At 74.2% G+C, this 22,040-nt stretch carries 22 protein-coding genes and 2 tRNA genes; 10 read left to right on the top strand and 14 right to left on the bottom strand.

Features of this window, described 5'->3' with window-relative positions; translation table 11 throughout:
* Window positions 1–96: 96 nt before the first annotated feature.
* Window positions 97–552 (top strand): DUF5313 family protein, encoded by a 456-nt coding sequence (locus tag GCU67_RS08380; protein ID WP_338104873.1) that lies wholly within the window; start codon window positions 97–99, stop codon window positions 550–552.
* 1 nt (window position 553) lies between these two features.
* On the opposite strand, the gene GCU67_RS08375 is transcribed toward GCU67_RS08380, so the two are convergent.
* The 5 genes from GCU67_RS08375 to GCU67_RS08355 all read right to left on the bottom strand — a co-directional run bounded on the left by GCU67_RS08375 (window position 554) and on the right by GCU67_RS08355 (window position 2,598).
* Window positions 554–931 (bottom strand): hypothetical protein, encoded by a 378-nt coding sequence (locus GCU67_RS08375; protein ID WP_163610651.1) that lies wholly within the window; start codon window positions 929–931, stop codon window positions 554–556.
* Window positions 932–966: 35 nt separating this feature from the next.
* The gene (locus tag GCU67_RS08370; protein WP_163610650.1) at window positions 967–1,446 is read right to left on the bottom strand and encodes a DUF2505 family protein; all 480 of its coding nucleotides are present in this window, start codon (window positions 1,444–1,446) and stop codon (window positions 967–969) included.
* Between the two features lie 45 nt (window positions 1,447–1,491).
* Entirely contained in the window at window positions 1,492–1,752 is a 261-nt protein-coding gene (locus GCU67_RS08365) for a hypothetical protein (RefSeq protein WP_163610649.1), read from the bottom strand.
* A 157-nt stretch (window positions 1,753–1,909) separates the two neighbouring features.
* Window positions 1,910–2,425, bottom strand: a complete 516-nt coding sequence (locus tag GCU67_RS08360) for a uracil-DNA glycosylase family protein (RefSeq protein WP_163610648.1) — start codon at window positions 2,423–2,425, stop codon at window positions 1,910–1,912.
* Window positions 2,426–2,524: 99 nt separating this feature from the next.
* Window positions 2,525–2,598, bottom strand: a tRNA-Ile gene (locus GCU67_RS08355).
* A gap of 376 nt (window positions 2,599–2,974) precedes the next feature.
* Between GCU67_RS08355 and GCU67_RS08350 the strand changes: the two genes are divergently transcribed.
* Window positions 2,975–3,475, top strand: coding sequence for a DUF3145 family protein (locus tag GCU67_RS08350; protein WP_163610647.1), 501 nt, complete (start codon window positions 2,975–2,977; stop codon window positions 3,473–3,475).
* Window positions 3,476–3,695: 220 nt separating this feature from the next.
* Here the strand turns inward: GCU67_RS08350 and GCU67_RS08345 are convergent, their stop codons facing one another.
* From GCU67_RS08345 to GCU67_RS08320, 6 genes are all read right to left on the bottom strand, one after another.
* Complete coding sequence (locus tag GCU67_RS08345) at window positions 3,696–5,108, bottom strand: acyl-CoA carboxylase subunit beta (protein WP_163610646.1); 1,413 nt, start codon at window positions 5,106–5,108, stop codon at window positions 3,696–3,698.
* Between the two features lie 75 nt (window positions 5,109–5,183).
* Window positions 5,184–6,425, bottom strand: a complete 1,242-nt coding sequence (locus tag GCU67_RS08340; RefSeq protein WP_163610645.1) for a beta-ketoacyl-[acyl-carrier-protein] synthase family protein — start codon at window positions 6,423–6,425, stop codon at window positions 5,184–5,186.
* A 115-nt stretch (window positions 6,426–6,540) separates the two neighbouring features.
* Window positions 6,541–6,786, bottom strand: a complete 246-nt coding sequence (locus GCU67_RS08335) for an acyl carrier protein (RefSeq protein WP_163610644.1) — start codon at window positions 6,784–6,786, stop codon at window positions 6,541–6,543.
* Window positions 6,787–6,876: 90 nt separating this feature from the next.
* A complete protein-coding gene (locus GCU67_RS08330) occupies window positions 6,877–7,845 on the bottom strand; it encodes a beta-ketoacyl-ACP synthase III (protein WP_163610643.1) in 969 nt (322 codons plus the stop codon).
* Window positions 7,842–9,101, bottom strand: coding sequence for an acyltransferase domain-containing protein (locus GCU67_RS08325; RefSeq protein WP_338104872.1), 1,260 nt, complete (start codon window positions 9,099–9,101; stop codon window positions 7,842–7,844). Before GCU67_RS08325 ends, GCU67_RS08330 begins: the two co-directional genes overlap by 4 nt.
* Before the next feature lie 89 nt (window positions 9,102–9,190).
* Window positions 9,191–10,378, bottom strand: a complete 1,188-nt coding sequence (locus tag GCU67_RS08320) for a PucR family transcriptional regulator (protein ID WP_163610642.1) — start codon at window positions 10,376–10,378, stop codon at window positions 9,191–9,193.
* A 45-nt stretch (window positions 10,379–10,423) separates the two neighbouring features.
* Between GCU67_RS08320 and GCU67_RS22740 the strand changes: the two genes are divergently transcribed.
* Both GCU67_RS22740 and GCU67_RS08310 read left to right on the top strand, forming a co-directional pair.
* A complete protein-coding gene (locus GCU67_RS22740) occupies window positions 10,424–11,071 on the top strand; it encodes a phosphatase PAP2 family protein (RefSeq protein ID WP_163610641.1) in 648 nt (215 codons plus the stop codon).
* On the top strand, window positions 11,068–11,586 hold the full coding sequence (locus GCU67_RS08310) for a pirin family protein (protein ID WP_163610640.1): 519 nt from the start codon (window positions 11,068–11,070) through the stop codon (window positions 11,584–11,586). Before GCU67_RS22740 ends, GCU67_RS08310 begins: the two co-directional genes overlap by 4 nt.
* Here GCU67_RS08310 and GCU67_RS08305 read toward each other — a convergent pair.
* On the bottom strand, window positions 11,575–12,174 hold the full coding sequence (locus tag GCU67_RS08305; RefSeq protein ID WP_163610639.1) for a maleylpyruvate isomerase N-terminal domain-containing protein: 600 nt from the start codon (window positions 12,172–12,174) through the stop codon (window positions 11,575–11,577). The two genes, GCU67_RS08310 and GCU67_RS08305, sit on opposite strands and share 12 nt — an antisense overlap.
* A 55-nt stretch (window positions 12,175–12,229) precedes the next feature.
* On the opposite strand from GCU67_RS08305, the gene GCU67_RS08300 reads away from it, so the two are divergent.
* Window positions 12,230–13,444 (top strand): M20 metallopeptidase family protein, encoded by a 1,215-nt coding sequence (locus tag GCU67_RS08300; RefSeq protein ID WP_163610638.1) that lies wholly within the window; start codon window positions 12,230–12,232, stop codon window positions 13,442–13,444.
* A 104-nt stretch (window positions 13,445–13,548) separates the two neighbouring features.
* Here GCU67_RS08300 and GCU67_RS08295 read toward each other — a convergent pair whose 3' ends face one another.
* The gene (locus tag GCU67_RS08295) at window positions 13,549–14,562 is read right to left on the bottom strand and encodes a type IV toxin-antitoxin system AbiEi family antitoxin domain-containing protein (protein ID WP_163610637.1); all 1,014 of its coding nucleotides are present in this window, start codon (window positions 14,560–14,562) and stop codon (window positions 13,549–13,551) included.
* Between the two features lie 244 nt (window positions 14,563–14,806).
* On the bottom strand, window positions 14,807–17,647 hold the full coding sequence (gene aceE / locus GCU67_RS08290) for a pyruvate dehydrogenase (acetyl-transferring), homodimeric type (RefSeq protein ID WP_163610636.1): 2,841 nt from the start codon (window positions 17,645–17,647) through the stop codon (window positions 14,807–14,809).
* A 319-nt stretch (window positions 17,648–17,966) separates the two neighbouring features.
* Between aceE and GCU67_RS08285 the strand changes: the two genes are divergently transcribed.
* The 5 genes from GCU67_RS08285 to GCU67_RS08265 all read left to right on the top strand — a co-directional run.
* Window positions 17,967–18,392, top strand: coding sequence for a DUF3052 domain-containing protein (locus GCU67_RS08285; RefSeq protein WP_163610635.1), 426 nt, complete (start codon window positions 17,967–17,969; stop codon window positions 18,390–18,392).
* A 103-nt stretch (window positions 18,393–18,495) separates the two neighbouring features.
* Window positions 18,496–18,963, top strand: a complete 468-nt coding sequence (locus GCU67_RS08280; protein WP_163610634.1) for a peroxiredoxin — start codon at window positions 18,496–18,498, stop codon at window positions 18,961–18,963.
* Window positions 18,964–19,019: 56 nt separating this feature from the next.
* Window positions 19,020–19,091: transfer RNA gene (locus tag GCU67_RS08275), tRNA-Val, on the top strand.
* Between the two features lie 67 nt (window positions 19,092–19,158).
* On the top strand, window positions 19,159–21,810 hold the full coding sequence (locus GCU67_RS08270; protein ID WP_163610633.1) for a putative bifunctional diguanylate cyclase/phosphodiesterase: 2,652 nt from the start codon (window positions 19,159–19,161) through the stop codon (window positions 21,808–21,810).
* 26 nt (window positions 21,811–21,836) lie between these two features.
* Window positions 21,837–22,040: hypothetical protein (locus tag GCU67_RS08265; RefSeq protein ID WP_163610632.1), on the top strand; the 204-nt coding region annotated here is incomplete at its 3' end.

Below are 22,040 nucleotides of genomic sequence, written 5' to 3'. Positions count from 1 at the left end.
GTCCTCCCCTCCGGCGCTGCCGGGGAGGGCCTGCGGCGACCTTTCGGGACCCGTCCGCCTCACCCGCCTCACGCCGCGCTGCGGTACACAGGGTGGGTGCCTGACGACTCCTGGTCCGCCGACGACGGGACGCAGCTGCACCGCCCCGGGCCGCTGCGCTGGCTCGGCTACGCCATGGGGGCGGGCCTGCCCGAGCGGCACCGCGCCTGGGTGCTGCACGACACGACGACCGCCACCTGGGGCCAGCGGCACCTGGCGCGGGCGCTGGTGCAGATGTCGGTGCCGATCGTGCTGGTGCTCGTCCTGGTGCCCGGGCCGTTCTGGATCCGCGGCATGACCGCGCTCGGCGGGCTGCTGCTCGGGCTGATCTTCTCCTTCGCCTACATGCCCGAGACGACCGAGAACCGGGTGAAGAAGGCCGGCTTCCTGCCGGGCACCGCCCAGGCGGTCCGCGACCAGGCCGCGGTGGGCCGGACCGCGGCGGAGTCGCAGCGGCGGCGCGCGGCGGCGGAGAAGCGGGCCGCCCGCTACCGGCAGCGCCAGGGCCGCTGACTCACCGGTCGAAGAGGGTCACCGCGCTGGGCGTGACGGTGAACGGGTTGGCCCACTCCGAGGCGGCCGGGGTGATCGGCGCGGCGTCGGTGACCACCACGAACGGCGTGCCCGGGTAGATCGCCAGCACCCGGCTGGGGGAGCCCAGCTCCTCGGTGTGCTCCAGCAGCTCGCCCCGGCGCAGCCGGGAAGAGGTCCGGCGTCCGGTCAGCGGCTCGCCCACGGCGGCGACCCACTGGGCGCCGTCCTGGTCGAAGGCGATCGACGCGACCCGCGCCCCGGCCGGGGCCGGCTCGCAACCGGCGAACTCGGCAAGGGCGTCGTAGAGCCGTTCGGCCTGCTCGTCGTCGCTGGCCCGCGGGAGGAAGAAGGCGACCATGCCCCCCATCCTCGCGCGGCCCACCGACGGTCCGGTCAGCCCAGCCGGGCGCGGAGCAGCTCGTCCTCCTTGCGGAGCACCACGGTCATCAGCTCGCGGACGGCGTTCTCCGCCTGCCTGCCGACCAGCGGGGCGTCGACCCGCACGTCGCCGGTGACCGTCGACCGGGTGCCGCCGGCCTCGGGGCGCAGCCGCCGCTCACCGGTGACCCGCACCTCGCGGCCGAAGACCTCCGACTGCACGTCGAGCGGCGAGCGGTGGCCGCCCTCGCCGTCGGGGGCCCAGGCCGAGCGCTCGGTGACGCCGACCGCGGAGCCGACGAAGCGGGCGAACACCGGCGGGATGCCGGCGGTGGGTGCCGAGAGCCGGACCGTGCTGGCCGGCCCGGTGACCGTCACCTCCTGCACCTGGGCGTTCAGCGCCGCCGCGCGGTCACGGAGGAACTGCTCGTCGGTGAGGACGGCGAGCACGGCGTCGGGGGAGGCGGGGTAGCTGACGGTGGTGTCGAAGGGCACGGGCTCATCCTCGGTCGGACGGCGCCGGCGTGCTGGGCCGCCGGGTCAGCGCTGGTCGCGGAGGTGCCAGGCGCGCGCCAGGATCTTGCGAGCCTCCTCGACGGCGGCCTCGGCCTGCGTCTGGGCCTGGGCGGCCAGGTCGCCCAGCCGCAGGGAGGCCTGCTGCTCGCGGTGGGCCGCGGCGTTGTGCTCCCGGCACAGCGACGTGCCCTGGTGCGACGTCACGGCCGGGTGCTCCCGCTGGTCGTCGGCCAGGCAGGCGCTGCACCACCCGAGCGGACGAGGGACACGGTTCTTGTCAGCCATGCCCGGACTGTAGAACGACGGCGGCCCGGTCACCTCCGGTCGGACGGCGGCTCCGCGCTGCTCGCCCGTCCGGGTCGACGACGCGCAGGACGACGGCCGGGTCCTCGTCGCGGGTCCGTCGTCCCGGCCGCGGCCGTGCCGTCGTCGTCGACGACCGTCACTCGTCCCGGTGGAGCCCCACCGGGTAGGCGTCCAGCCGGGCGCGCTCGAACATCGCGCGGATCTCCTCCCGCCGGGCGGCGTTGGCCCGCATTGGACTGCGCGTCTTCAGCACCCTGGCGCGGGGGCCGGCAGCGTCGACGACCTGGTGCGCGACGGTCCCGATCGCCAGGACGACCTCGAGGTCGGGGTGGAGGGCGATGACGCGGGTCAGGTACTTGCGTCCCCGCGCCTTGTCGTCCGCGGTGGGCTGCCGGTCCAGGCCACAGGGGATGGCGTTCCACCAGGAGTACATCCCCGGCTCGAAGCCGGCCCCCTCGAGGATGCCGCTCCACGTGCCGGCGCTGACGTCGTCCGGTCCCCCGATGTCGTTCCCCCGGGGGAAGGCGAGTCCGCCCTCCTCCACGACGAGGATGCGCGCGGTCAGGGCGTCCTGGGCGGCATAGGTGTACGCGACCCCGCCGTCGAAGGCGGCTGCGGCTTCAGCCGCGAGGTCGTTGATCACGTCGGTCATGTCGCGCAGGATCGCACCTCGTCGATGTCGACGTCCCGGGACCGCCTCACCTCGGCGGGCGCCAGCCGTCCGACGCACACAGGGACCACACCAGCGGTGTGGGGCGGGTGGGGCTCGAACCCACGACCCAGGGATTATGAGTCCCATGCTCTGACCGGCTGAGCTACCGCCCCCGCGCCGCTGACCTGCGCCGGCGACCCGGGCAGCCTACCGAGCGACAAGACCGTGCCATCCGGACACCGCTCACCGGCCGTCCTGGAGCACGGCACCGTGAAGCGCCCGCGCGACCGTCGGCGACAGCTGGACGATCTGGGGCGTGATCGTCCACGTGTCGCCACAAGATCGTCGCTGAGCTGCGCTGATGCGCGCCCCGCTGGACCACTCGCGTCCCAGACGTCTCACCCACAGCAACTCGGGCTGGCGCGACGGGGTCATGATCCGGCAAACTCTGAAGCGGTCGCTCTGAGAGCCGCCGACGTACGAGAGCAGTCCACCGCACGACAGGTCCGTTGGGGAAGACGGAGTCAGTCGAGCAGATGGAGGTGCGCCGTGCAGCGACGGTCAACCCAGGGTGTTGTCTTCGTGCACTCGTGCCCGAAGGCGCTCTGCCAGCATGTCGAGTGGGCGCTCGAGCGCGTCGTCGGCGCGCCGGTCTCCCTGTCATGGGCCGACCAGCCCATGGCGCGCGGTGCCTACCGTGCCGAGGTCGCCTGGACGGGCGTCCCCGGCACTGGGGCGAAGCTGGTCGCTGCCCTCAAGCAGTGGCCGATGCTGCGCTTCGAGGTGACCGAGGAGGCCAGCCACGGCAACGACGGCGAGCGCATGTCCTACGTGCCCGGCCGCGGCGTGCACCGCTCTCCGGTGAGCGCCAACGGCGACCTCGTCATCAGCGAGCAGCAGCTGCGGCACCTGGCCGCCACCGCCTCCTCGGTCGAGGCCTTCCGGCACGGCGTGGACCTGCTCCTGGGCGCCGCCTGGGACGAGGACCTCGAGGCCTACCGCCACGCCGGCGACGCCGCCCCCGTCACCTGGCTGCACCAGGTCGTCTAGGGCCTACCGCCGGACCCGGAGGCAGGGCCGGACGCCACGTGCTGCCGTGGCGGACCGGCAGGAGCACCACGGACAGCGGCCCGGCCCCTTCCGCAGAGGAGCCGGGCCGCGTCGCGTGCAGCACCGCCGGCGTCGTCCTGGCTCACCGTCGGTGCTCCTGGCTCAGCGCACACGGTGAGCCAGGAGCACCGACGATCAGCTCAGCTGATCCCGGCGGGGGTCACAGCGGGATGTTGCCGTGGGCCCCGCGCCCGGACGGCGCCTCGGCCAGCGCGGCCACCAGCCGGCGCTTGGTCTCCGACGGCTCGATCACCTCGTCGACGACCCCGATCTCCATCGCCCGGTTGACCCCGCCGGCGATCCGCTCGTGCTCGGCGGCCAGCTGCGCGTGCAGCGCCTCGCGCTCACCGGGCTGCGCCGCGGCCAGCTTCTTGCGGTGCAGGATCCCGACTGCGGCCTTGGCGCCCATCACGGCCACCTCGGCACCGGGCCAGGCGAACACCGCGGTCGCACCGAGCGAGCGGGCGTTCATCGCTATGTAGGCGCCGCCGTAGGACTTGCGGGTCACCAGCGTCACCCGCGGCACCACCGCCTCGGCGAAGGCGTGCAGCAGCTTCGCACCGCGCCGCACGACGCCGTCCCACTCCTGGCCCACGCCGGGCAGGTAGCCGGGGACGTCGACCAGCACGACCAGCGGCACGCCGAAGGCGTCGCACATCCGCACGAACCGGGCCGCCTTCTCCGCCGAGGCGGAGTCCAGGCAGCCGCCCAGCCGCAGCGGGTTGTTGGCCACCACGCCCACGGTGCGCCCGGCGAGCCGGCCCAGCGTGGTGACGACGTTGGGCGCGAAGCGGGGGTGCAGCTCCAGGCCGGGGCCGTCGAGCAGCTGGGCGACCAGCGGCTTGACGTCGTAGGCGCGGTTGCGCTGCTCGGGCAGCAGGCTCATCAGGTCGACGGCCGGCTCGCCCTCGGCGGGGGAGAAGCTGCCCTGGGCGGCGAGCAGGTCGACCGCCGTCCGGGCCGTCTCCAGCGCCTCCGCCTCGCTCTCGGTCACCACGTGGACGACGCCGGAGCGGCGGCCGTGGGTGTCGGGACCGCCGAGCTGCTCCTGGTCGACGTTCTCGCCGGTGACCGAGCGGACGACGTCCGGGCCGGTGACGAAGACCCGCCCCGCCGGGCTCATGATCACCAGGTCGGTCAGCGCCGGGCCGTAGGCCGCACCACCGGCGGCCGCACCCAGGACGACGGAGATCTGCGGGATGCGGCCCGAGGCGCGCACCATCGCGGCGAACACCTCACCGACCGCGTGCAGGGCGACGACGCCCTCGGCCAGCCGGGCACCGCCGGAGTGCCAGATGCCCACGACCGGCACCCGCTCGCGCAGCGCCGCGTCGATGGCGTCGACGATGTGCCGGCAGCCGTCGAGGCCCATCGCCCCGCCCATGATGGTGGCGTCGGTGCAGTAGGCGATCGCCGGCGAGCCGGCCACGGTGCCGCGGGCGGCCAGGACCCCGGAGGTGTCCCGGGCCGCCAGCAGCTGCAGCGAGCCTGGGTCGAAGAACTGCCCGAGCCGGTGCTCGGGGTCCCGCGGGTCGACGGTCGCGGCGGGCGGTTCGGCGTGCACGGTGGTCATGAGCAGCTCCTCGGAGCGGGAGTGGAGCGCGGCCGGCCCACGGGGCCCGCCGCGAACTGGTGAGGGCAGGGGCCGCTAGGCCTTGGTGAAGACCACGGCCATGTTGTGGCCGCCGAAGCCGAACGAGTCGTTGAGGACCGCGTCGAAGGTGGCCTTGCGGGCCTCGCCCCGGACGATGTCCAGCGCCTGCACGGCCGGGTTGTCGTCGAGGTCGTCGAGGTTCGCCGTCGCGGGCACGAGCTGGTCGCGCAGCGCGAGGATCGCGAACACCGACTCCAGCGCACCGGCGGCGCCCAGCAGGTGGCCGGTCTGGCTCTTCGTGGCGGTGACGAGGGTGTGGTCGCCGATCGCGTCGTGGATGGCCGTCGCCTCGGCGGTGTCACCGAGCGGGGTGGAGGTGGCGTGGGCGTTGACGTGGCCGATGTCGGCCGCGGTCAGCCCGGCGTCCCGGATGGCGGCACCGATCGCGCGGGCAGCGCCCTCGCCCTCGGGGTGCGGGGCGACCAGGTCGTAGCCGTCGGAGGTGCCGGCGGCACCGGCGAGGACGGCGTGGACCTTCGCGCCCCGGGCCCGGGCGGCGTCGGCGCGCTCGAGCACGAGCGCAGCGGCGCCCTCGCCCAGGATGAAGCCGTCGCGGCCCTTGTCGAAGGGGCGCGAGGCGTGCTCGGGATCGTCGTTGCGCGTGCTCATGGCGCGCATCGCGGCGAAGCCGGCCATGGGGAGGGGGTGCACGCACGCCTCGGTGCCACCGACGACGACCATGTCGGCCCGGCCCAGGCGCAGCAGGTCCAGACCCCAGCGGATGGCCTCCGCACCGGAGGCGCAGGCGCTGACGGGGGCGTGCACGCCGGCCTTCGCGCCGACGGCCAGCCCGACCGCGGCAGCAGGGCCGTTGGGCATGAGCATCGGGATGGTGAAGGGGGAGACCCGCTTGGGGCCCTTCTCCTCCAGGATGTCGTCCTGGTCCAGCAGGGTCAGCGCACCGCCGATACCGGTGCCGAAGACGACGGCGATCCGCTCGGGGGCGACCCCGGAGTCGGCGCCGGCGGCGTCACGCCAGGCCTCCTCGGCGGCGACGACCGCGACCTGCTGGCTGCGGTCGAGCCGGCGCATGCGCACCCGGTCGAGGGTCTCGCCGGGCTCGCTGGCGAGCCGGGCGACGAGCTGGGCCGGGAACTCCTTGACCCAGTCGTCGGTGATCCGGCTGACCCCGGACCGGCCGGCCAGCAGTGCCTCCCAGGTGGAGGCCACGTCGCCACCGAGGGGCGTGGTGGCGCCGAGCCCGGTGACGACGACGTCGGCGGTGGGCGTGCTCATGGGACGTTCCTTCCTGGGACTGTCTGGCCGGTCGGCCGGGGGACGTGCTGGATCGGCCCCGTCGCAGGGTCCCGGGGCGTGCGGAGCGCGTCCCGGGAGGCGACGGGGTCCTTCATCAGCCCTGGTTCTTCTCGATGTAGGACATGGCGTCGCCGACGGTCTTGATGTTGGCGAGCTCGTCGTCGGGGATGGCGACGCCGAACTTGTCCTCGACCGCGGTGGCGATCTCGACCATGGACAGCGAGTCGACGTCCAGGTCGTCGGTGAAGGACTTCTCCGGGGTGGCGTCGGCGGGGGTGACACCGGCCACCTCCTCCAGGATCTCGCCGAGGCCGGCCTGGATCTCTGCAGTGCTGGGCACGTGGGGGTCCTCTCTGTGCACGAAGTGGCGGCGGCCCTCACGAGCTGTCGCCGTCGACCGGGACGGGTGTCCCGGCGAGGTCGGAGTGTCTCAGGGCAGGCGGAGCACCTGGCCGGCGAAGGTGAGACCGGCGCCGTACCCGAGCACGAGCACCAGGTCGCCGGACTCCGCCTCACCCGACTCCTGCAGCGCGGTGAGCGCCAGCGGGATGGAGGCGGCCGAGGTGTTGCCCGACTGCACGATGTCGCGGGCGATCACGGTGCTCTCGGGCAGGCCCAGCTTCTTGGCCATCGACTCGACGATGCGGAGGTTGGCCTGGTGCGGGGCGAAGACGTCGATGTCGGCGGCGGTGACCCCGGCGGCGTCCATCGCCGCGACGAGGGTCTCGGTGAGCTTGGTGGTGGCCCAGCGGTAGACGGCCTGGCCGGCCATGGTCATCGTGGAGCGGCCCGCGGCGATCTCGATGGCGGTGTACTGGTCGCCGTCGCTGCCCCACACGGCCGGGCCGATGCCGGGCTCCTCGGAGGCGCCGACCACGGCCGCGCCCGCACCGTCGGCGAAGATCACCGCGGTGGTGCGGTCGGTGAGGTCGGTGACGTCGGTGAGCCGCTCGACCCCGACCACCAGCACGTTGCGGGCGTCGCCGCTGCGGATGGCGTCGCTGGCCAGGCCGAGGGAGTAGCAGAACCCGGCGCACCCGGCGTTGAGGTCGAAGGCGCCGGGGCGGGGGATGCCGAGGCGGTGGGCGACCTGCGGGCCGATGCCCGGGATGGGGGCGGTCAGGCTGGCGCTGGCCACGATGACCAGGTCGACGTCCTCGGGGGCCAGACCGCTGGCGGCCAGCGCCTTGCCGCCTGCGGCGACGGCCATCTCCACCAGCGTCTCGTCCTCCGACGCCCACCGGCGCTCGGCGATGCCGACGCGGCTCTGGATCCACTCGTCGTTGGTGTCCATCATCGTGGACAGCTCGTCGTTGGTGACCCGGCGGCGCGGCCGGTAGGACCCGAGGCCCAGGATCTGCGCGCCGGGCGCGCCCTTGCGCAGCGTGATGGCGGTCATCGGGACTCCTGGGGGTAGAGACGGGCGAGCGGATCTCCGGCGTCCACGAGGTCGCCGTCTTGCACGAGCCACTCGGCCAGGACGCCGTCGTACCCGGCGGAGACGTCGACCTCCTCGCGGCGGCTGCGGATGCGGCCCAGCGGGGTGCCGGCCGGGACGTGGGTGCCCTCGGGCACCTCGGCCGGGACGACGGTGCCGCGGGCGGGGGAGACGACCACCCGCCAGTCGGGGGAGTGCTCGGCCTCGGCGCGGCCGCGCTCGGCGGCGATGAGCTCGCGGGCGCGCTCCAGCTCGGCCGGGCCGGTCAGCGCCAGCACCTCGATGCCGGCGCCCTTCCACTCCCGCTTGGCCAGGCCGGCCAGCGCACCGGCCGGGGGCAGCTCGAGCACCGCGGTGACCCCCAGGTCGCGCAGCGTGGCCAGGCACGCGTCGAAGCGCACCGGGCTCGTGACCTGGCTGACCAGCCGGGAGACGACCTCGGCGCCGCTGGTGACCGCGGCGCCGTCGGCGTTGGACAGCAGGAGCCGGCTGGGGTCGGCCGGGCGCAGGCCACCGACCAGCGCCTCGAGCTCCTCGCGGGCCGGGGCCATGTAGGAGGTGTGGAACGCACCGGCCACCGACAGCGGCACGATCCGGGCCTTGGCGGGCGGGTCGGCCTTGAGCGCGGCCAGCCCGTCGAGGGAGCCGGCGGCGACGACCTGCCCGCCGCCGTTCATGTTGGCCGGCACCAGCCCGTGCCGCTCGATCGCGGCGAGCACCTCCTCGGCGTCACCGCCCAGGACGGCGGACATGCCGGTCGGGGTCTGCGCGCAGGCACGGGCCATGGCCCGGCCGCGGACGGCGGTCAGCGCGATCGCGGCCTCCACCGACAGCACGCCGGCCAGCGCAGCCGCGGTGAGCTCGCCGACGCTGTGGCCGGTGATCACGACGTCCCGGCCGGCCTGCGGCGAGTGGACGACGGGGCCGGGCATGCCGCCCAGCTCGCGGGCGATGAACAGGCTCATCGCGACGACCAGCGGCTGGGTCACCGCGGTGTCCTTGATGGCCTCGGCGTCACCGGTGGTGCCGAGCTCCAGGAGGTCGGCGTCGGCGATCGCTCCGGCCCAGCGGAAGAAGGACTCGGCGCCCGGGAGGTCGAGCCACTCGGTGAGCATCCCGGGCTTCTGGGCCCCCTGACCGGGGGCGAGGACGGCGAGCACCTGTTCACCGTGCCAGTCCGACGGCGCGCGCGGGCTGGCATCGCCCACGAACAACACGGGGGGATCTTTGGAGGATCCCTACAAGCCGCGCCCGGTCAACCGGGCGCGGGGCCGCGTGTCGGTGGGTGAGGCCACAACTCCGGCGGTCAGTGCCAGAGCGAGCGGTCGCCCTCGAGCTGGGCCAGGGCGAGGGCGAGCTGCAGCGTCCAGGCCCCGCGGGGGTCGGTCGCGGAGTACCCGGTGAGCTCGGCGGCGCGCTTGAGCCGGTAGCGCACGGTGTTGGTGTGCACGAACAGCGCGCGGGCGCTGGCCTCCAGGTTGCCCCCGGTGCCCAGCACGGTGCGCACCGTCTCGAGCACCTCACCGCCGGCGTCCTGCAGCGGTGAGGCGACCCGCTCGGACAGGGCGGCCCGGGCCAGCGGGTCGCCGTCCAGGGCGCGCTCGGGCAGCAGGTCCTCGGCCTCCACGGGCCGGGGTGCGTCTGGCCAGGCGGCCGCGGCGCGCAACCCCGCCAGCGCGGCGGTCGCGGACTCCCCGGCGCGGGCCAGCGACTCGACCCGGGGCCCGCGCACGACCGGGCCCGCGCCGAACTCCCGGCAGACCCGGCTGGTCACCGCGGCCGGGTCCGCGGCCCCGCCCAGGACGACGACCAGCTCGTCGGCGTGCACCCCGACCAGCACCTCGCAGCCCAGCGACCGGGCGGCCCGGCGGACGGCGGCGCGGGCGTCCTGCCCGTCCGGCGGCGCGGAGCCGACCAGCACGAACACCGGCTCGGTCCCGGCCCACCCCAGCGCCGCGGCCCGGCCGGGCAGCTCCTCGGAGCGGTCGCCGCGCACCAGGGCGTCGACGACGAGCGCCTCCAGCCGGGCGTCCCAGGCGCCGCGGTTCTCGGCGAAGCTGGCGTAGACGTGCGCGGCGGCGAAGGCGATCTCCCGGCTGAACTGCAGCACGGTCAGCCGCAGCCGGTCCGCGTCCCCGGGCTCGGCGACCTGCTCGACCCGGTCCTCGACGACCTCGACGGTGACCTTGATCAGGTCGACCGAGCGCTTGAGCGGGACGGCGTGCATCAGCTCGCGGGGCGCGGCGCCGAACACCTCACCGGTGAGCCGGGGCGGCCGGCCGGGGTTGCGGCACCACTCGACCAGCGAGGCGATCCCGGCCTGGGCCACCAGCGTCACCCACGAGCGCTGGGACGCCGGCATCGCCCGGAACCACGACAGCTCCTCGTCCATCCGGGCCACGGCCTGCGTCGCCAGGGCTCCCGAGGCGCGCTCGAGCCGGCGCAGCGTCGCCTCCGAGGGCGCGTTCTCCCCGGTCCGTCCGGCGGCTTCCATGCCCCGAGCCTGTCACGGGCCGGGCCGTCGGGGATCGTGGAGTGCGTGCACACCGCCCGTCCGGGTCGGCCGACGGCGGTCGTCGCCCTCTGCGTCACGGTGCTCGCCCTCCTCGGCTGGGCCGTCGCGGCCGGGTCCGGGCCGGTGCTGCGGGTGGACCGGGCGGTCAGCCGGGCCCTGTACGCCGGCGACGACCGGTCCGGGCTGCACGAGGCGGTGCTGCAGGTGGCCACCGCACCCGGCTCCTCGGCGTTCCGGGGGGTCGTCGTCCTGGCGACGCTGGTCTGGCTGGTGCGGCGCCGCGCGCTCCGGACCGCCGGCTGGGTGCTGGTCGCCACCGCGCTGGTGGGGCCGCTGACCACGCTGCTCAAGGAGCTGGTCGGGCGGCCGCGCCCGCAGTTCGCCGGGGGCGGGGCGGAGCTGGACTCGCTCAGCTTCCCCAGTGGCCACGCCTCGGGCGTCGCCACGCTGGTCACCGTCGCGCTGGTGGTCGCCTGGCCCCTGCTGGCGCCGGCCGGACGCCGCCGGGCGCTGCTCGCCGGGGTGCTGCTGGCCCTGCTCGTGGGGTGCACCCGGATGTGGCTGGGCGTGCACTTCCTGTCCGACGTCGTCGGCGGCTGGGCGCTCGGGGTGGCCTGGTCGCTGCTGGTCGCGCTTGCGGCCCGCGCCTGGCCGGGCAGGCTGACGGGATGAGCTCACGGGTGCTGCTCGCGCCGGACGACGGGTCGCTGGGGCCGCTGCTGCGGATGGCCGACGACCGGCTGGCTGCCGACGCCGGCTACGGGCGCCACGCGCACGCCGACGTCGACGTGGTCGCGGTGCTGCTGACCGGCTCGCTGCGGCACGCCTGGGGGCGGGAGGCGGTCCTGGGCCCGGGGGACGTCGCGGTGCTGCGGGCCGGGCGGGGGCTGGAGCACGACGAGGTGGCCGGCGCCGGCGGGGCGCACGTCGTCCAGACGTACCTGCGGGCGGCCGCCCCGGGTGCGCAGCCGGCGCACGACGTCCTGCTGCGGCCCACCGGCTGGGTCGATCTGGGTCGCGCCGACGCCCGGCTCTGGCTCGGACCCGCAGGGGCCGGGGTGCCGGACGGGCTGCGGGTGGTCGTCCGCGGCGACGACGTCCTGGTCGGGGTGGAGCCGGTCGAGGGGGACCTGGTGCTGGTCTGGCAGCTGGACGCCGCCCGACCGGCCTGGGCGTCAGAGGACTGAGAACCCCGTCGTCCGGCCGGTCGCGGCCAGCAGGAGCTCTCCGGCCTGCCCGCCGGTGACCGCGAGCCCGACCACCAGGGACAGCGCCTCGGCGGCCGGCAGTGCGGGGACGTCGAGCGGCTCGCCAAGTGCCCGGGCGAGGTCGAGGGTGTGCACCACCAGCTCGAACGTCCGGGTCGGCAGGTAGTCGGCCAGCCGCATGCCGCCGGCGATCGTCGTCACGAGCTCGGTGCCGTCGCAGGTGCCGACCAGGGCGAGCACCCGTGCGGCGATCTCGTGCACGGCAGCGGCGGGCGTGGCGCCCAGCGCGGCACCGGCGTCCCGCCCGCGCGCGGCGACGTCCGGGGAGGACGCGATCGCGCGGGTGGCCGCGTAGTAGTCCGCCGGCGAGCCCACCTCGACGCCGGCGGCGGGTCGGGCGAGGTAGCTCTCCACCGTGAGGAAGGACCGGCTGGTGTGGCCGACGAGGGCGCGCACGTCCCACTCGCCGAGGCCGGGTTCCGCCCACCGCTCGCCCACCCGGTCGACCGTGGGCAGGAACCAGTGCGCGGCCTCGGTGAACGATCGGCGGCTGTCGTCCCAGGACATGCCGGGGACGTTAGCGGGTCGCCGCGGTCGTGAGCGCTGCTACAGACTGTGCGGCATGCCTGCCGACGCATCCGTAGCCGCTGACCTGCTCGCCGCCGCACGCGCCGACGCCGACCGCACGGTCGAGCTCCGCCGCGCCCTGCACCGCACGCCCGAGATCGGGCTGCAGCTGCCGCGCACCCAGGCGCTGGTCCTGGAAGCGCTGGCTGACCTGCCGATCGAGGTGACCACCGGCACGAGCACGACGTCGGTGGTCGGTGTGCTGCGCGGCGGGCGCCCCGGCCCCACCTACCTGCTGCGTGGGGACATGGACGCGCTGCCCGTGGCCGAGGACACCGGCCTGGACTTCGGCTCCGAGAACCCCGGCGTCATGCACGCCTGCGGCCACGACACCCACGTCGCGATGCTCGTGGGCGCGGCCCGGCTGCTCGCCGAGCGGCGGGACACCCTCGCCGGGCAGGTCGTGTTCATGTTCCAGCCGGGGGAGGAGGGCCACCACGGCGCCCGGTTCATGCTCGAGGAGGGGCTGCTCGACGTCGTCCCGGAGGCCCCCGTCAGCGGCGCGTTCGCGGTGCACATCTCGACCATGTTCCCGACCGGCACGATCAACGTGCGGCCCGGCTCGATGATGGCCTCGGCCGACCAGTTCACGATCACCGTGCACGGCCGCGGCGGGCACGCCTCGACCCCGCACATGTCCGCCGACCCGGTGCCGGTGGCCGCGGAGATCATCCTGGCGCTGCAGTCGATGGTCACCCGCCGCGTCGACGTCTTCGACCCCGCCGTCGTGACCGTCGGGCACCTGGAGGCCGGCCGGACCGACAACATCATCCCGGAGACCGCGCTGGTGCACGGCACCATCCGCACCCTGTCACCCGAGCGGCGGGCCGACATGGTCGCCTCGGTGCAGCGGGTCGGCGAGCACGTCGCCGCCGCCCACGAGCTGCGCGGGGAGTTCGTGCGGGTCGAGGGCTACCCGGTCACGGTCAACGACGCCGAGGTGGCCGCGCAGGTGACCGAGGCCGCCGCCGTCCTGCTGGGCGCCGACGCCAGTGCGGTCATGCCGCAGCCGCTGATGGGCGCGGAGGACTTCTCCTACGTGCTCGAGCAGGTGCCCGGCGCGATGGCCTTCCTCGGCGCCCGGCTGCCCGAGCTCGACCCGGCCACGGCGCCCGGCAACCACTCGAACCTCGTGGTGTTCGACGAGGCCGCGTTCCCCGCCGGCGTCGCGATGTACGCCCTCATGGCGGTCCAGGCCCTGGCGGGCTGACGGTCTGCAGCGCCGGACGGTGATCAGGTCACCTGATCACCGTCTGGCCCACTGCAGCAGCGTTGGTGCAGGGGGCGAGCCATTGGTGCAGGGGGACGGCGGCATCAAGCGGTGGCGGCTGGATGCGGCATCCGCAGCCCACCGTGCCACAAGGTGGTCCGGACGCGAGGGGCCACGCGCTGCCCCCGGTCCAGCAGCGTGGTCAGCCTCGCGACCTTCCCGTGCCAGTCGGTGCGGAGGTCCTCCGGTGCGACCCGCACACCGTGCAGGTCCAGGTCGAGCAGGCGGTCCTGGCGGCGCTTCTCCTCCCACAGCACCTCGGCCGGTGTCCGACCGCGCCACGGGTCGGCGTACTTGACCATGCCGTCGCACTCCACGAACACGCCCTGCTCGGGCCAGTACATGTCCAGGACGGCGACGAGCTGTCCGTCGACGAGGACCGCCTGCTGCAGGAGGGGTTCGGGCAGCCCGGCGGCGAGCAGGGCCACGCGGGTCCTCGTCTCGTGCGGTGAGTGCGCACCGGTCCGTGCCGCCGTGAAGGCACGTGCGGCGTCGCCGCAGCCGGTCCAGTGTGTCTGCGCCAGGGAGGCCGCCCGCAGTTCGTCGGGCGTCGTCCGGCCGTCGGCGAGTGCGTCGTCGGCAGCGACCACGGTGTCGATGAACGACCACTCCCGCCCGACGTCGGCCAGTGTCCGGGGGACCGTGGTCAGAGGCAGTCCCTCGTGCACGACGACGTCCGCAGGGGGCAGCGAGGCCTGACTGATGCGGTAGCCACGGCCGGTGCGGAAGTGCTCTGGATCGGTCAGTCGTATCGCGGCGTCGACCGACCGGGGGAGGACGAGTCGGTGCAGGCGCGCGGCCGAGTCGTGGCTGACGACCACATCGGGGCGGTCGAGGCGGCGGAGCGCGGCAGCGCACTCCAGCCGGTGGGTCCGCCCTCCGGCCTCGTGTCGGCGCCACACCTCGCCGGTCGTGTAGACGCCGTACCGAACCCGCCGCCAGGTTCCCGAGCGGACGAGGGGGCCGATGGCGTTGCGGTCGACGCCGACGGCCAGTGCCTCGGCCGTCGTGAAGACGTCGGCGTGGCGGCGCATCGAGTCGGCGAGGAAGGTGTGCACCTAAGCACCGTCGGACGTGCCCACCACATCGAGGACCGTGCGCGCGGATCTGTGGACGGCGCCCGCCGTTGTGGACGCCCGCTCCCGCCGCGGCGTCCGTCGGTGCGTGTACGTGCCGGACGTCGAACCGACGTCCCCCTGCACCAACGACTGTCCCCCCGCACCAACGCTGGCGCGGGGGGACAGATGGTGATCAGGTCACCTGATCACCGTCGGGACGGCAGTGGCTGGCCGCCGCGGGGGACTACGCCTCGGGCTGCTGCTCGGGGGTGGTGCTGGTGTCCTCCGGGGCGGCCTGGACGTCGCCGATGCGGTACTTGTCCACGGCCTGCCGGACGACGTCGCGCTCGATCTCGCCGCGGTTGGCCAGCGAGGCCAGCGTGCGGACGACGATCGACTCGGCGTCGACCCGGAAGTGCCGCCGCAGCGCCGGGCGGGTGTCGGACAGGCCGAACCCGTCGGTGCCGAGGGAGACCATCCCGTGCGGCATGAACGGCGACAGCAGGTCGGGGACCGCCTTCATCCAGTCCGACACCGCCACGACCGGCCCGGGGGCGTCGGCCAGCTGCTGGGTGACGTAGGGGACCTTCGGCTCCTCGGCGGGGTTGAGCAGGTTCCACTCCTCCGCCGCCAGGGCCTCGCGGCGCAGCTCGTTCCACGAGGTCACCGACCACACGTCGGCCGAGACGTTCCAGTCCTCGGCCAGCAGCTCCTGCGCCCGCAGCGCCCACGGCACGGCGACGCCGGAGGCGAGGACCTGTGCCTTGGTGCCGTCGGCGACCTCGCCACCGTCGGCAGAGCCCTCCACAGCCGGGCCCTCGGCGTAGCGGTACATCCCGGCTAGCAGGCCGGTGACGTCCAGGTCCGCGGGCTCGGCCGGCTGCACGTAGGGCTCGTTGTAGATCGTCAGGTAGTACATGACGTTCGGGTCGCGGTCCCCACCCAGCGGAGCGCCCGGGTCCTCGCCGTACATGCGGCGCAGGGCGTCCTTGACGATGTGCCCGACCTCGTAGGAGAACGCGGGGTCGTAGGACACGACGGCGGGGTTGGTCTCGGCCAGCAGCAGCGAGTGGCCGTCCTCGTGCTGCAGCCCCTCGCCGTTGAGCGTCGTGCGGCCCGCGGTGGCGCCCAGCAGGAAGCCGCGGGTCATCTGGTCGGCGGCCGCCCAGAACTCGTCGGCGGTGCGCTGGAACCCGAACATCGAGTAGAAGATGTAGATCGGGATCATGGCCTCGCCGTGCGTCGCGTACGACGTGCCGGCGGCGATGAACGACGCGGACGAGCCGGCCTCGTTGATCCCCTCGTGCAGGATCTGCCCGGTCGTGGACTCCTTGTAGGCCAGCATCAGCTCGCGGTCGACCGAGGTGTAGTTCTGGCCGTGCGGGTTGTAGATCTTCTTCGTCGGGAACAGCGAGTCCAGGCCGAAGGTGCGGGCCTCGTCGGGGATCACCGGTACGAAGCGCGGGCCGAGCTCGGGGTCCTTGATGAGCTCCTTGAGCAGCCGGACGAACGCCATCGTGGTGGCGACCTCCTGCTTGCCCGAGCCCCGGCGGACGACCTCGAAGGCCTTGTCGTCGGGGGCCTTGAGCTGCGCGGCGGTGTGCCGGCGGCGGGGGATCGACCCACCCAGCGCACGACGCCGCTCGAGCATGTACTGCATCTCGTCGGAGTCGGCGGCGGGCTTGTAGTAGGGCGGCAGGGTCTTGTCCAGCGCCTCGTCCGGGATCGGCAGGTAGAGCCGGTCGCGGAAGTTGGCCAGGTCCTCGGCCGTCAGCTTCTTCATCTGGTGCGTGGAGTTGCGGCCCTCGAAGTGGCTGCCCAGCGTCCAGCCCTTGATGGTCTTGGCGAGGATGACCGTGGGCTGGCCCTTGTGGTCCATCGCGGCCTGGTAGGCGGCGTGGACCTTGCGGTAGTCGTGCCCCCCGCGCTGCAGGTCCCAGACCTTCTTGTCGCTCATCCCCTCGACCAGCTTGCGGGTGCGGGGGTCGCGACCGAAGAAGTGCTCGCGGACGTAGGCGCCGTCCTCGGACTTGTAGGTCTGGTAGTCGCCGTCCGGCGTGGTGTTCATCAGGTTCACCAGCGCGCCGTCGCGGTCGGCGGCGAGCAGCTTGTCCCAGCCGCGGCCCCAGACGACCTTGATGACGTTCCAGCCGGCGCCGCGGAAGATCGACTCCAGCTCCTGGATGACCTTGCCGTTGCCGCGGACCGGGCCGTCGAGGCGCTGCAGGTTGCAGTTGACGACGAAGGTGAGGTTGTCCAGCTCCTCACGTGCGGCCAGCCCGATCGGGCCGATCGACTCGACCTCGTCCATCTCGCCGTCGCCGAGGAACGCCCAGACGTGCTGGTCGGAGGTGTCGGCGATGCCGCGGTTGTGCAGGTACCGGTTGAACCGCGCCTGGTAGATCGCGTTCATCGGGCCCAGGCCCATGGAGACGGTGGGGAACTCCCAGAAGTCCGGCATCAGCCGGGGGTGCGGGTAGGACGACAGCCCGCCGCCGGGGTGGCTGACCTCCTGGCGGAAGCCGTCGAGCTGGTCCTCGGTGAGCCGGCCCTCGAGGTAGGCGCGGGCGTAGATGCCGGGGGAGGAGTGCCCCTGGAAGTAGATCTGGTCGCCGCCGCCGGGGTGGTCCTTGCCGCGGAAGAAGTGGTTGAAGCCCACCTCGTACAGCGAGGCCGAGGAGGCGTAGGAGGAGATGTGGCCGCCGACGGAGACGCCCGGCCGCTGCGCGCGGTGGACCATGATCGCGGCGTTCCACCGGATGTAGGCGCGGATCCGGCGCTCGACGTCCTCGTCGCCGGGGAACCACGGCTCCTGCTCCGGCGCGATCGTGTTGATGTAGTCGGTGCTGCGCAGCGCCGGGACGCCGACCTGCTGCTCGCGGCTGCGCTCCAGCATGCGGAGCATCAGGTAGCGGGCGCGGTTGCGACCGGCGTTGTCGACGACCGCGTCGAGGGACTCCAGCCACTCCTGGGTCTCGTCCGGGTCGGTGTCCGGGAGCTGACTCGGCCGGCCGTCGGTGATGACCGCGCGGGGGCTGCCGGTGATGCGGGCGGGGTCTCCGTCCGACTGCTGCGGTGCACTCATGCCCCCATGGTCTCCTGCCGGGGCGGCGCACGTCACGTTGCCTCGCGATCGGACCCCCAACAAGGTCCGCGAACGCCTCCGGGGGCCTCCTCCGGACCCCGCATCCGGGTGGACACCTTGCGTCGCGCCGCCGATGCCCTACGCTCCGCTGCAACGGTGGCCCGACGAGGTCCACCGGGGGTCCCGCCCAGGCGGGTCGGCCCTGGACAGGGCACCATCCCTGCAGGACACCCGCCCCGCGCACCGCGACGGGGCACCGCACCAGGAACGAGACGCCCGGAGCAGACCGGGCCGCCGAGCACACGGAGGAACCGCAGGGATGAGCGTCGACTCGGGCAGCACCAGCATGGCTGCCCGGCTGGGGATCAAGCCGGGCATGGTCGTGCAGGAGCTCGGCTGGGACGAGGACGTCGACGAGGAGCTGCGTGACTCCGTCGTCGAGCTCTCCGGCGGCGACATGGTCGACGAGGACTCCGACGAGGTGGCCGACGCCGTCCTGCTGTGGTGGCGCGAGGACGACGGCGACCTGATCGACGCCCTCGTCGACGCCATCGCCTCCCTCGCCGAGGACGGCGTCGTGTGGCTGCTGGTCCCGAAGTCCGGGCGCCCCGGCCACGTCGAGCCCGGTGACGTCACCGAGGCCGCCCCCACCGCCGGGCTCGCGCAGACCTCCAGCATCTCCGCGGCCAAGGACTGGTCGGGCATCCGCCTCGTCACCCCGAAGGCCGCGCGCTCCCGTCGCTGAACGAGTTGAAGGACCCCTCGCCCCCCACCGCTCGCACGCTCGCGGCGGGCCCCTGCGAGGGGGCCGTTTCATCGGCCTCGGCTGAGTGCGAGACGATCGGGGCATGAGCCTCTCCGTCGGCGACGTCGCGCCCGAGTTCAGCCTCCCGGACCAGGACAAGCACGTCGTGTCCCTCGCCGACCTGCGTGGTCGGCCAGTCCTCGTCGTCTTCTACCCCTTCGCCTTCTCCGGCATCTGCACCGGCGAGCTCTGCCAGCTCCGCGACGAGCTGGCCGGTTACACCGAGGCCGGGGTCGAGGTGGTCGCGATCTCCACCGACCCGACCTTCAGCCTCAAGGCCTTCCGCGAGAAGGAGGGCTTCGAATTCCCGCTGCTGTCGGACTTCTGGCCGCACGGGGACACCGCCCGCGCCTACGGCGTCTTCAACGACAAGGCCGGCATGGCGCTGCGCGGCACCTTCCTGGTCGACGCCGACGGGACGATCGCCTTCGCCGAGGTCAACCAGCCCGGTGACCCCCGCGCACAGTCCGGCTGGAAGGACGCCGTCGCGGCGCTGCCCACGGCAGCCTGATCGAAGGCCCCCCTCGCCCCCGCCGGCTCACGGCGGGACCCTGCAGCGGGGCCCGCGGGCGCGTAGCTCAGCGGTAGAGCGCTCGCCTTACAAGCGAGTGGTCGGGGGTTCGAGACCCTCCGCGCCCACCCCCTGACGCCTCACCCCTTCGGGCGGGGCGCTCAACGGCGCGTGTCGGGACGCCGATGGGAGTGCATGCGACTTCGATCGGCGTTCCGTACGGCCGGCCGCGGCTTTCCGCTGTGGGTGTACCTCTCCGCGCTCGTGCTCGTCCCGACGATCGGCGTCATCGCCCTCACCGCCTTCCTGGTGCGCAGCGCCGTCGCCGAGGCCGCGACCGCGACCAGCGCCGAGGCGGCGGTGCGCGCGGTGGCCCAGCTCGACGCCGCCCGCAGCAGCGTTGAGCACGAGATCATCCCGGTGCTGTCCCTCGCCGTCCTGCGCGATCCCGCCGCGGTTGCCGCGACCGGTCTGCCGTCCGCCCTCGTCCAGGCCCAGCTGGCGCAGTCCGAGGGAGCCCTCGCCCAGTCGCAGCAGGTCACCGACGACGCGCTGGCCTCGGTGCCGGCCGGGTCGGTGGGCGCCGAGGTCGCCGAGCGGGCCGCCGCTCAGCTCGCCGGCGTCCGGGCCGGCGCCGCCGGCCGGCAGGACACCCCGCAGGACACCTACACCGGGTACCTGGCCGTCTCGGACATGCTGACGGCCGCCCAGCGGGACGCGGCGTCGGCGGCCCGCGGGGACGAGGTCTCCGTCGGGACCAACCGCGCGACCCGCGACGTCGAGCTCGTCGCCCGGCTGGCCCGCACCGCCAGCCGCGCCATCCCGCTGTTCCTCAGCACCCAGACCACGCTCTCCGGCACCGACGGCCCCGCGCTGGACTGGCGTGCCGCCTGGCGCACCTACACCGACGCGCGCGCCCAGATGGACGAGCTCACGCAGCCGGCGCTCGTGGCCGCCTGGGACGCCGTCCGGACCTCCGAGACGCTGACCGCGGTCGACGACGTCCTGGCCGCCCAGGCCGACGACGCCTCCGCCGCGCCGATCTCGATCCTGCAGGTGGCCGCCCTGGTCAGCCAGAACACCGACCGGGACGCCGCCCTGACCGGGCTGCTGCAGACCGCGGTCGGCAACGCGCAGGCCGCAGCGGCCGCCGACCACGAGGCCGCCGACGGACGCCGGGACCGGACGCTGCTGGGCGCGCTCGGCGCGCTGCTGGCCGCCACGTTCGGTGCCGCCCTCACCGGCCGCAGCATCTCCCGTTCGCTCCGGGTGCTCGCCGGCCAGGCCGACCGGGTCAGCCGCGGCGAACTGGTCGAGGTCGAGGGCGGTGGGCCCCGCGAGGTGCGCACCGTGTCGACCGCGCTGGGCTCCGCCGTCGCGAGCCTGCGCCGCATCCAGGCCCAGTCGGCCGCCGTGGCCGAGGGAGACCTCAGCAGCCCCGTCCTCGAGCAGCCGCTCCCGGGCCCGCTCGGGGAGGTGGTGCACGCCTCCGTGCAGCAGATCGTCGAGTCGGTGCGGGAGCGTGAGCGGCTGCAGTTCGCACTGACCCACCAGGCGACGCACGACCCGCTGACCGGGCTGTCCAACCGAGCCCAGGCGCGGGTGCTGGTCAACGCGGCACTGCACCGGGCCCAGCGGTCCGGCGCGATGACCGGTCTGCTCTTCGTCGACCTCGACGGCTTCAAGTCCGTCAACGACGGCTTCGGCCACGCCCACGGGGACGCCGTCCTCCAGGAGGTGGCCCGTCGGCTGCTGGCCACGGTGCGCTCCGGAGACGTCGTCTGCCGCCTGGGTGGGGACGAGTTCGTCGTCCTCGTCGAGCAGGTGGCCGAGGAGCGTGACCTGGTCGAGCTGGCCGAGCGGGTCGTCGCGGTCACCGCGCGGCCGATCGACATCGGTGCCGACCAGGTGTGGATCGGTGCCAGCGTCGGGGTGGCGGTCGCCCGTGACGCCGGGACCGACGCCGACGTGCTCTTCGCCGAGGCCGACGCCGCTGCCTACCGGGCCAAGGGCCACGGTCGCGGCCGGGCCGAGGTGTTCGACGAGGCGCTGCGCGCCGAGCTGACCGCCCGGGCCGAGCTGGAGGCCGCGATCACCGCGGCGCTGCGCAACGGTGAGATGCAGTTGCACTACCAGCCGGTGCTGGACGTCGCGACGAGCCGGCTGACCGGCTACGAGGCGCTGATCCGCTGGAACCGGCCCGGCCACGGGATGGTCCCGCCGGACTCGTTCATCCCCACCGCCGAGGCCACCCGGCTGATCTGCGAGCTGGACCGCTGGGTGCTCAACGAGGCCACCCGCCAGCTGGCCGAGTGGCGGGCGGAGGACCCGGCCGCCGCCGACCGGACGCTCGCGGTGAACATCTCCGGCCGGCACCTCGCCGAGGCCGGCGTCGTCGACGACGTCCTGGCCGCCCTGGCCGCCTCCGGCTTCCCGGCCGAGCTGCTGATCGTCGAGGTGACCGAGACCGTGCTCGTCGACGACCCCGCTGCCATCGACAACCTCGCTGCCCTGCGTGCGCACGGGGTGAGCATCGCCATCGACGACTTCGGCACCGGCTTCACCTCGATCGGCCAGCTGCGCTCGATGCCGGTGGACACCCTCAAGATCGACCGCAGCTTCATCGCCTCGGCCGAGGCGGGCAACCGCGAGCTCGTGGCGCTGATCATCCGGGCGGCGCACACCTTCGGGCTGACCGTCGTCGCCGAGGGCGTGGAGGAGGTCGACCAGCTGGAGCTGCTGCGCGCCGACGCCTGCGACCTGGTGCAGGGCTACCTGCTGTCCCGCCCGCTCCCGGCCGCCGCCGTCTCGTCCTTCCGCGACGGGGCCCACGCACCCGTCGTGTGACCCCCGATGCGGGAGACGATGCGCACGTGGCCGAGCTGACGGACGAGCTGCCGGTGTCCGGCCGGCCCGAGGGGCTGGTGTTCGACGGGCGGACGTTCTTCGTCTGGTGGGGACAGGGCGCCGACGAGCTGGACCGGGTGGCCGCCCGCGGGGGCCGGGTGCTCACCTTCCCGAGCGCGCGGGCGTGCGTCGACGCTGCCGACGACGCGGGTTGGCAGCACGACCTCGAC

It is taken from the genome of Modestobacter muralis, from assembly GCF_010682105.1.
In the GTDB taxonomy this organism is placed as follows: domain Bacteria; phylum Actinomycetota; class Actinomycetes; order Mycobacteriales; family Geodermatophilaceae; genus Modestobacter; species Modestobacter muralis.
This window is presented reverse-complemented; position numbering and strand designations above follow the sequence as displayed.

Excerpts from the sequence above, each read along its gene's own strand:
- GCU67_RS08340 (WP_163610645.1), bottom strand. The coding sequence starts at position 6,425 with ATGAGCACGCCCACCGCCGACGTCGTCGTCACCGGGCTCGGCGCCACC.
- GCU67_RS08330 (WP_163610643.1), bottom strand. The coding sequence starts at position 7,845 with ATGACCGCCATCACGCTGCGCAAGGGCGCGCCCGGCGCGCAGATCCTG.
- GCU67_RS08270 (WP_163610633.1), top strand. The coding sequence starts at position 19,159 with ATGCGACTTCGATCGGCGTTCCGTACGGCCGGCCGCGGCTTTCCGCTG.
- GCU67_RS08305 (WP_163610639.1), bottom strand. The coding sequence starts at position 12,174 with ATGTCCTGGGACGACAGCCGCCGATCGTTCACCGAGGCCGCGCACTGG.
- GCU67_RS08345 (WP_163610646.1), bottom strand. The coding sequence starts at position 5,108 with ATGACCACCGTGCACGCCGAACCGCCCGCCGCGACCGTCGACCCGCGG.
- GCU67_RS08300 (WP_163610638.1), top strand. The coding sequence starts at position 12,230 with ATGCCTGCCGACGCATCCGTAGCCGCTGACCTGCTCGCCGCCGCACGC.
- GCU67_RS08310 (WP_163610640.1), top strand. The coding sequence starts at position 11,068 with ATGAGCTCACGGGTGCTGCTCGCGCCGGACGACGGGTCGCTGGGGCCG.
- GCU67_RS08280 (WP_163610634.1), top strand. The coding sequence starts at position 18,496 with ATGAGCCTCTCCGTCGGCGACGTCGCGCCCGAGTTCAGCCTCCCGGAC.
- aceE (WP_163610636.1), bottom strand. The coding sequence starts at position 17,647 with ATGAGTGCACCGCAGCAGTCGGACGGAGACCCCGCCCGCATCACCGGC.
- GCU67_RS08285 (WP_163610635.1), top strand. The coding sequence starts at position 17,967 with ATGAGCGTCGACTCGGGCAGCACCAGCATGGCTGCCCGGCTGGGGATC.
- GCU67_RS08365 (WP_163610649.1), bottom strand. The coding sequence starts at position 1,752 with ATGGCTGACAAGAACCGTGTCCCTCGTCCGCTCGGGTGGTGCAGCGCC.
- GCU67_RS08375 (WP_163610651.1), bottom strand. The coding sequence starts at position 931 with ATGGTCGCCTTCTTCCTCCCGCGGGCCAGCGACGACGAGCAGGCCGAA.
- GCU67_RS08360 (WP_163610648.1), bottom strand. The coding sequence starts at position 2,425 with ATGACCGACGTGATCAACGACCTCGCGGCTGAAGCCGCAGCCGCCTTC.
- GCU67_RS08320 (WP_163610642.1), bottom strand. The coding sequence starts at position 10,378 with ATGGAAGCCGCCGGACGGACCGGGGAGAACGCGCCCTCGGAGGCGACG.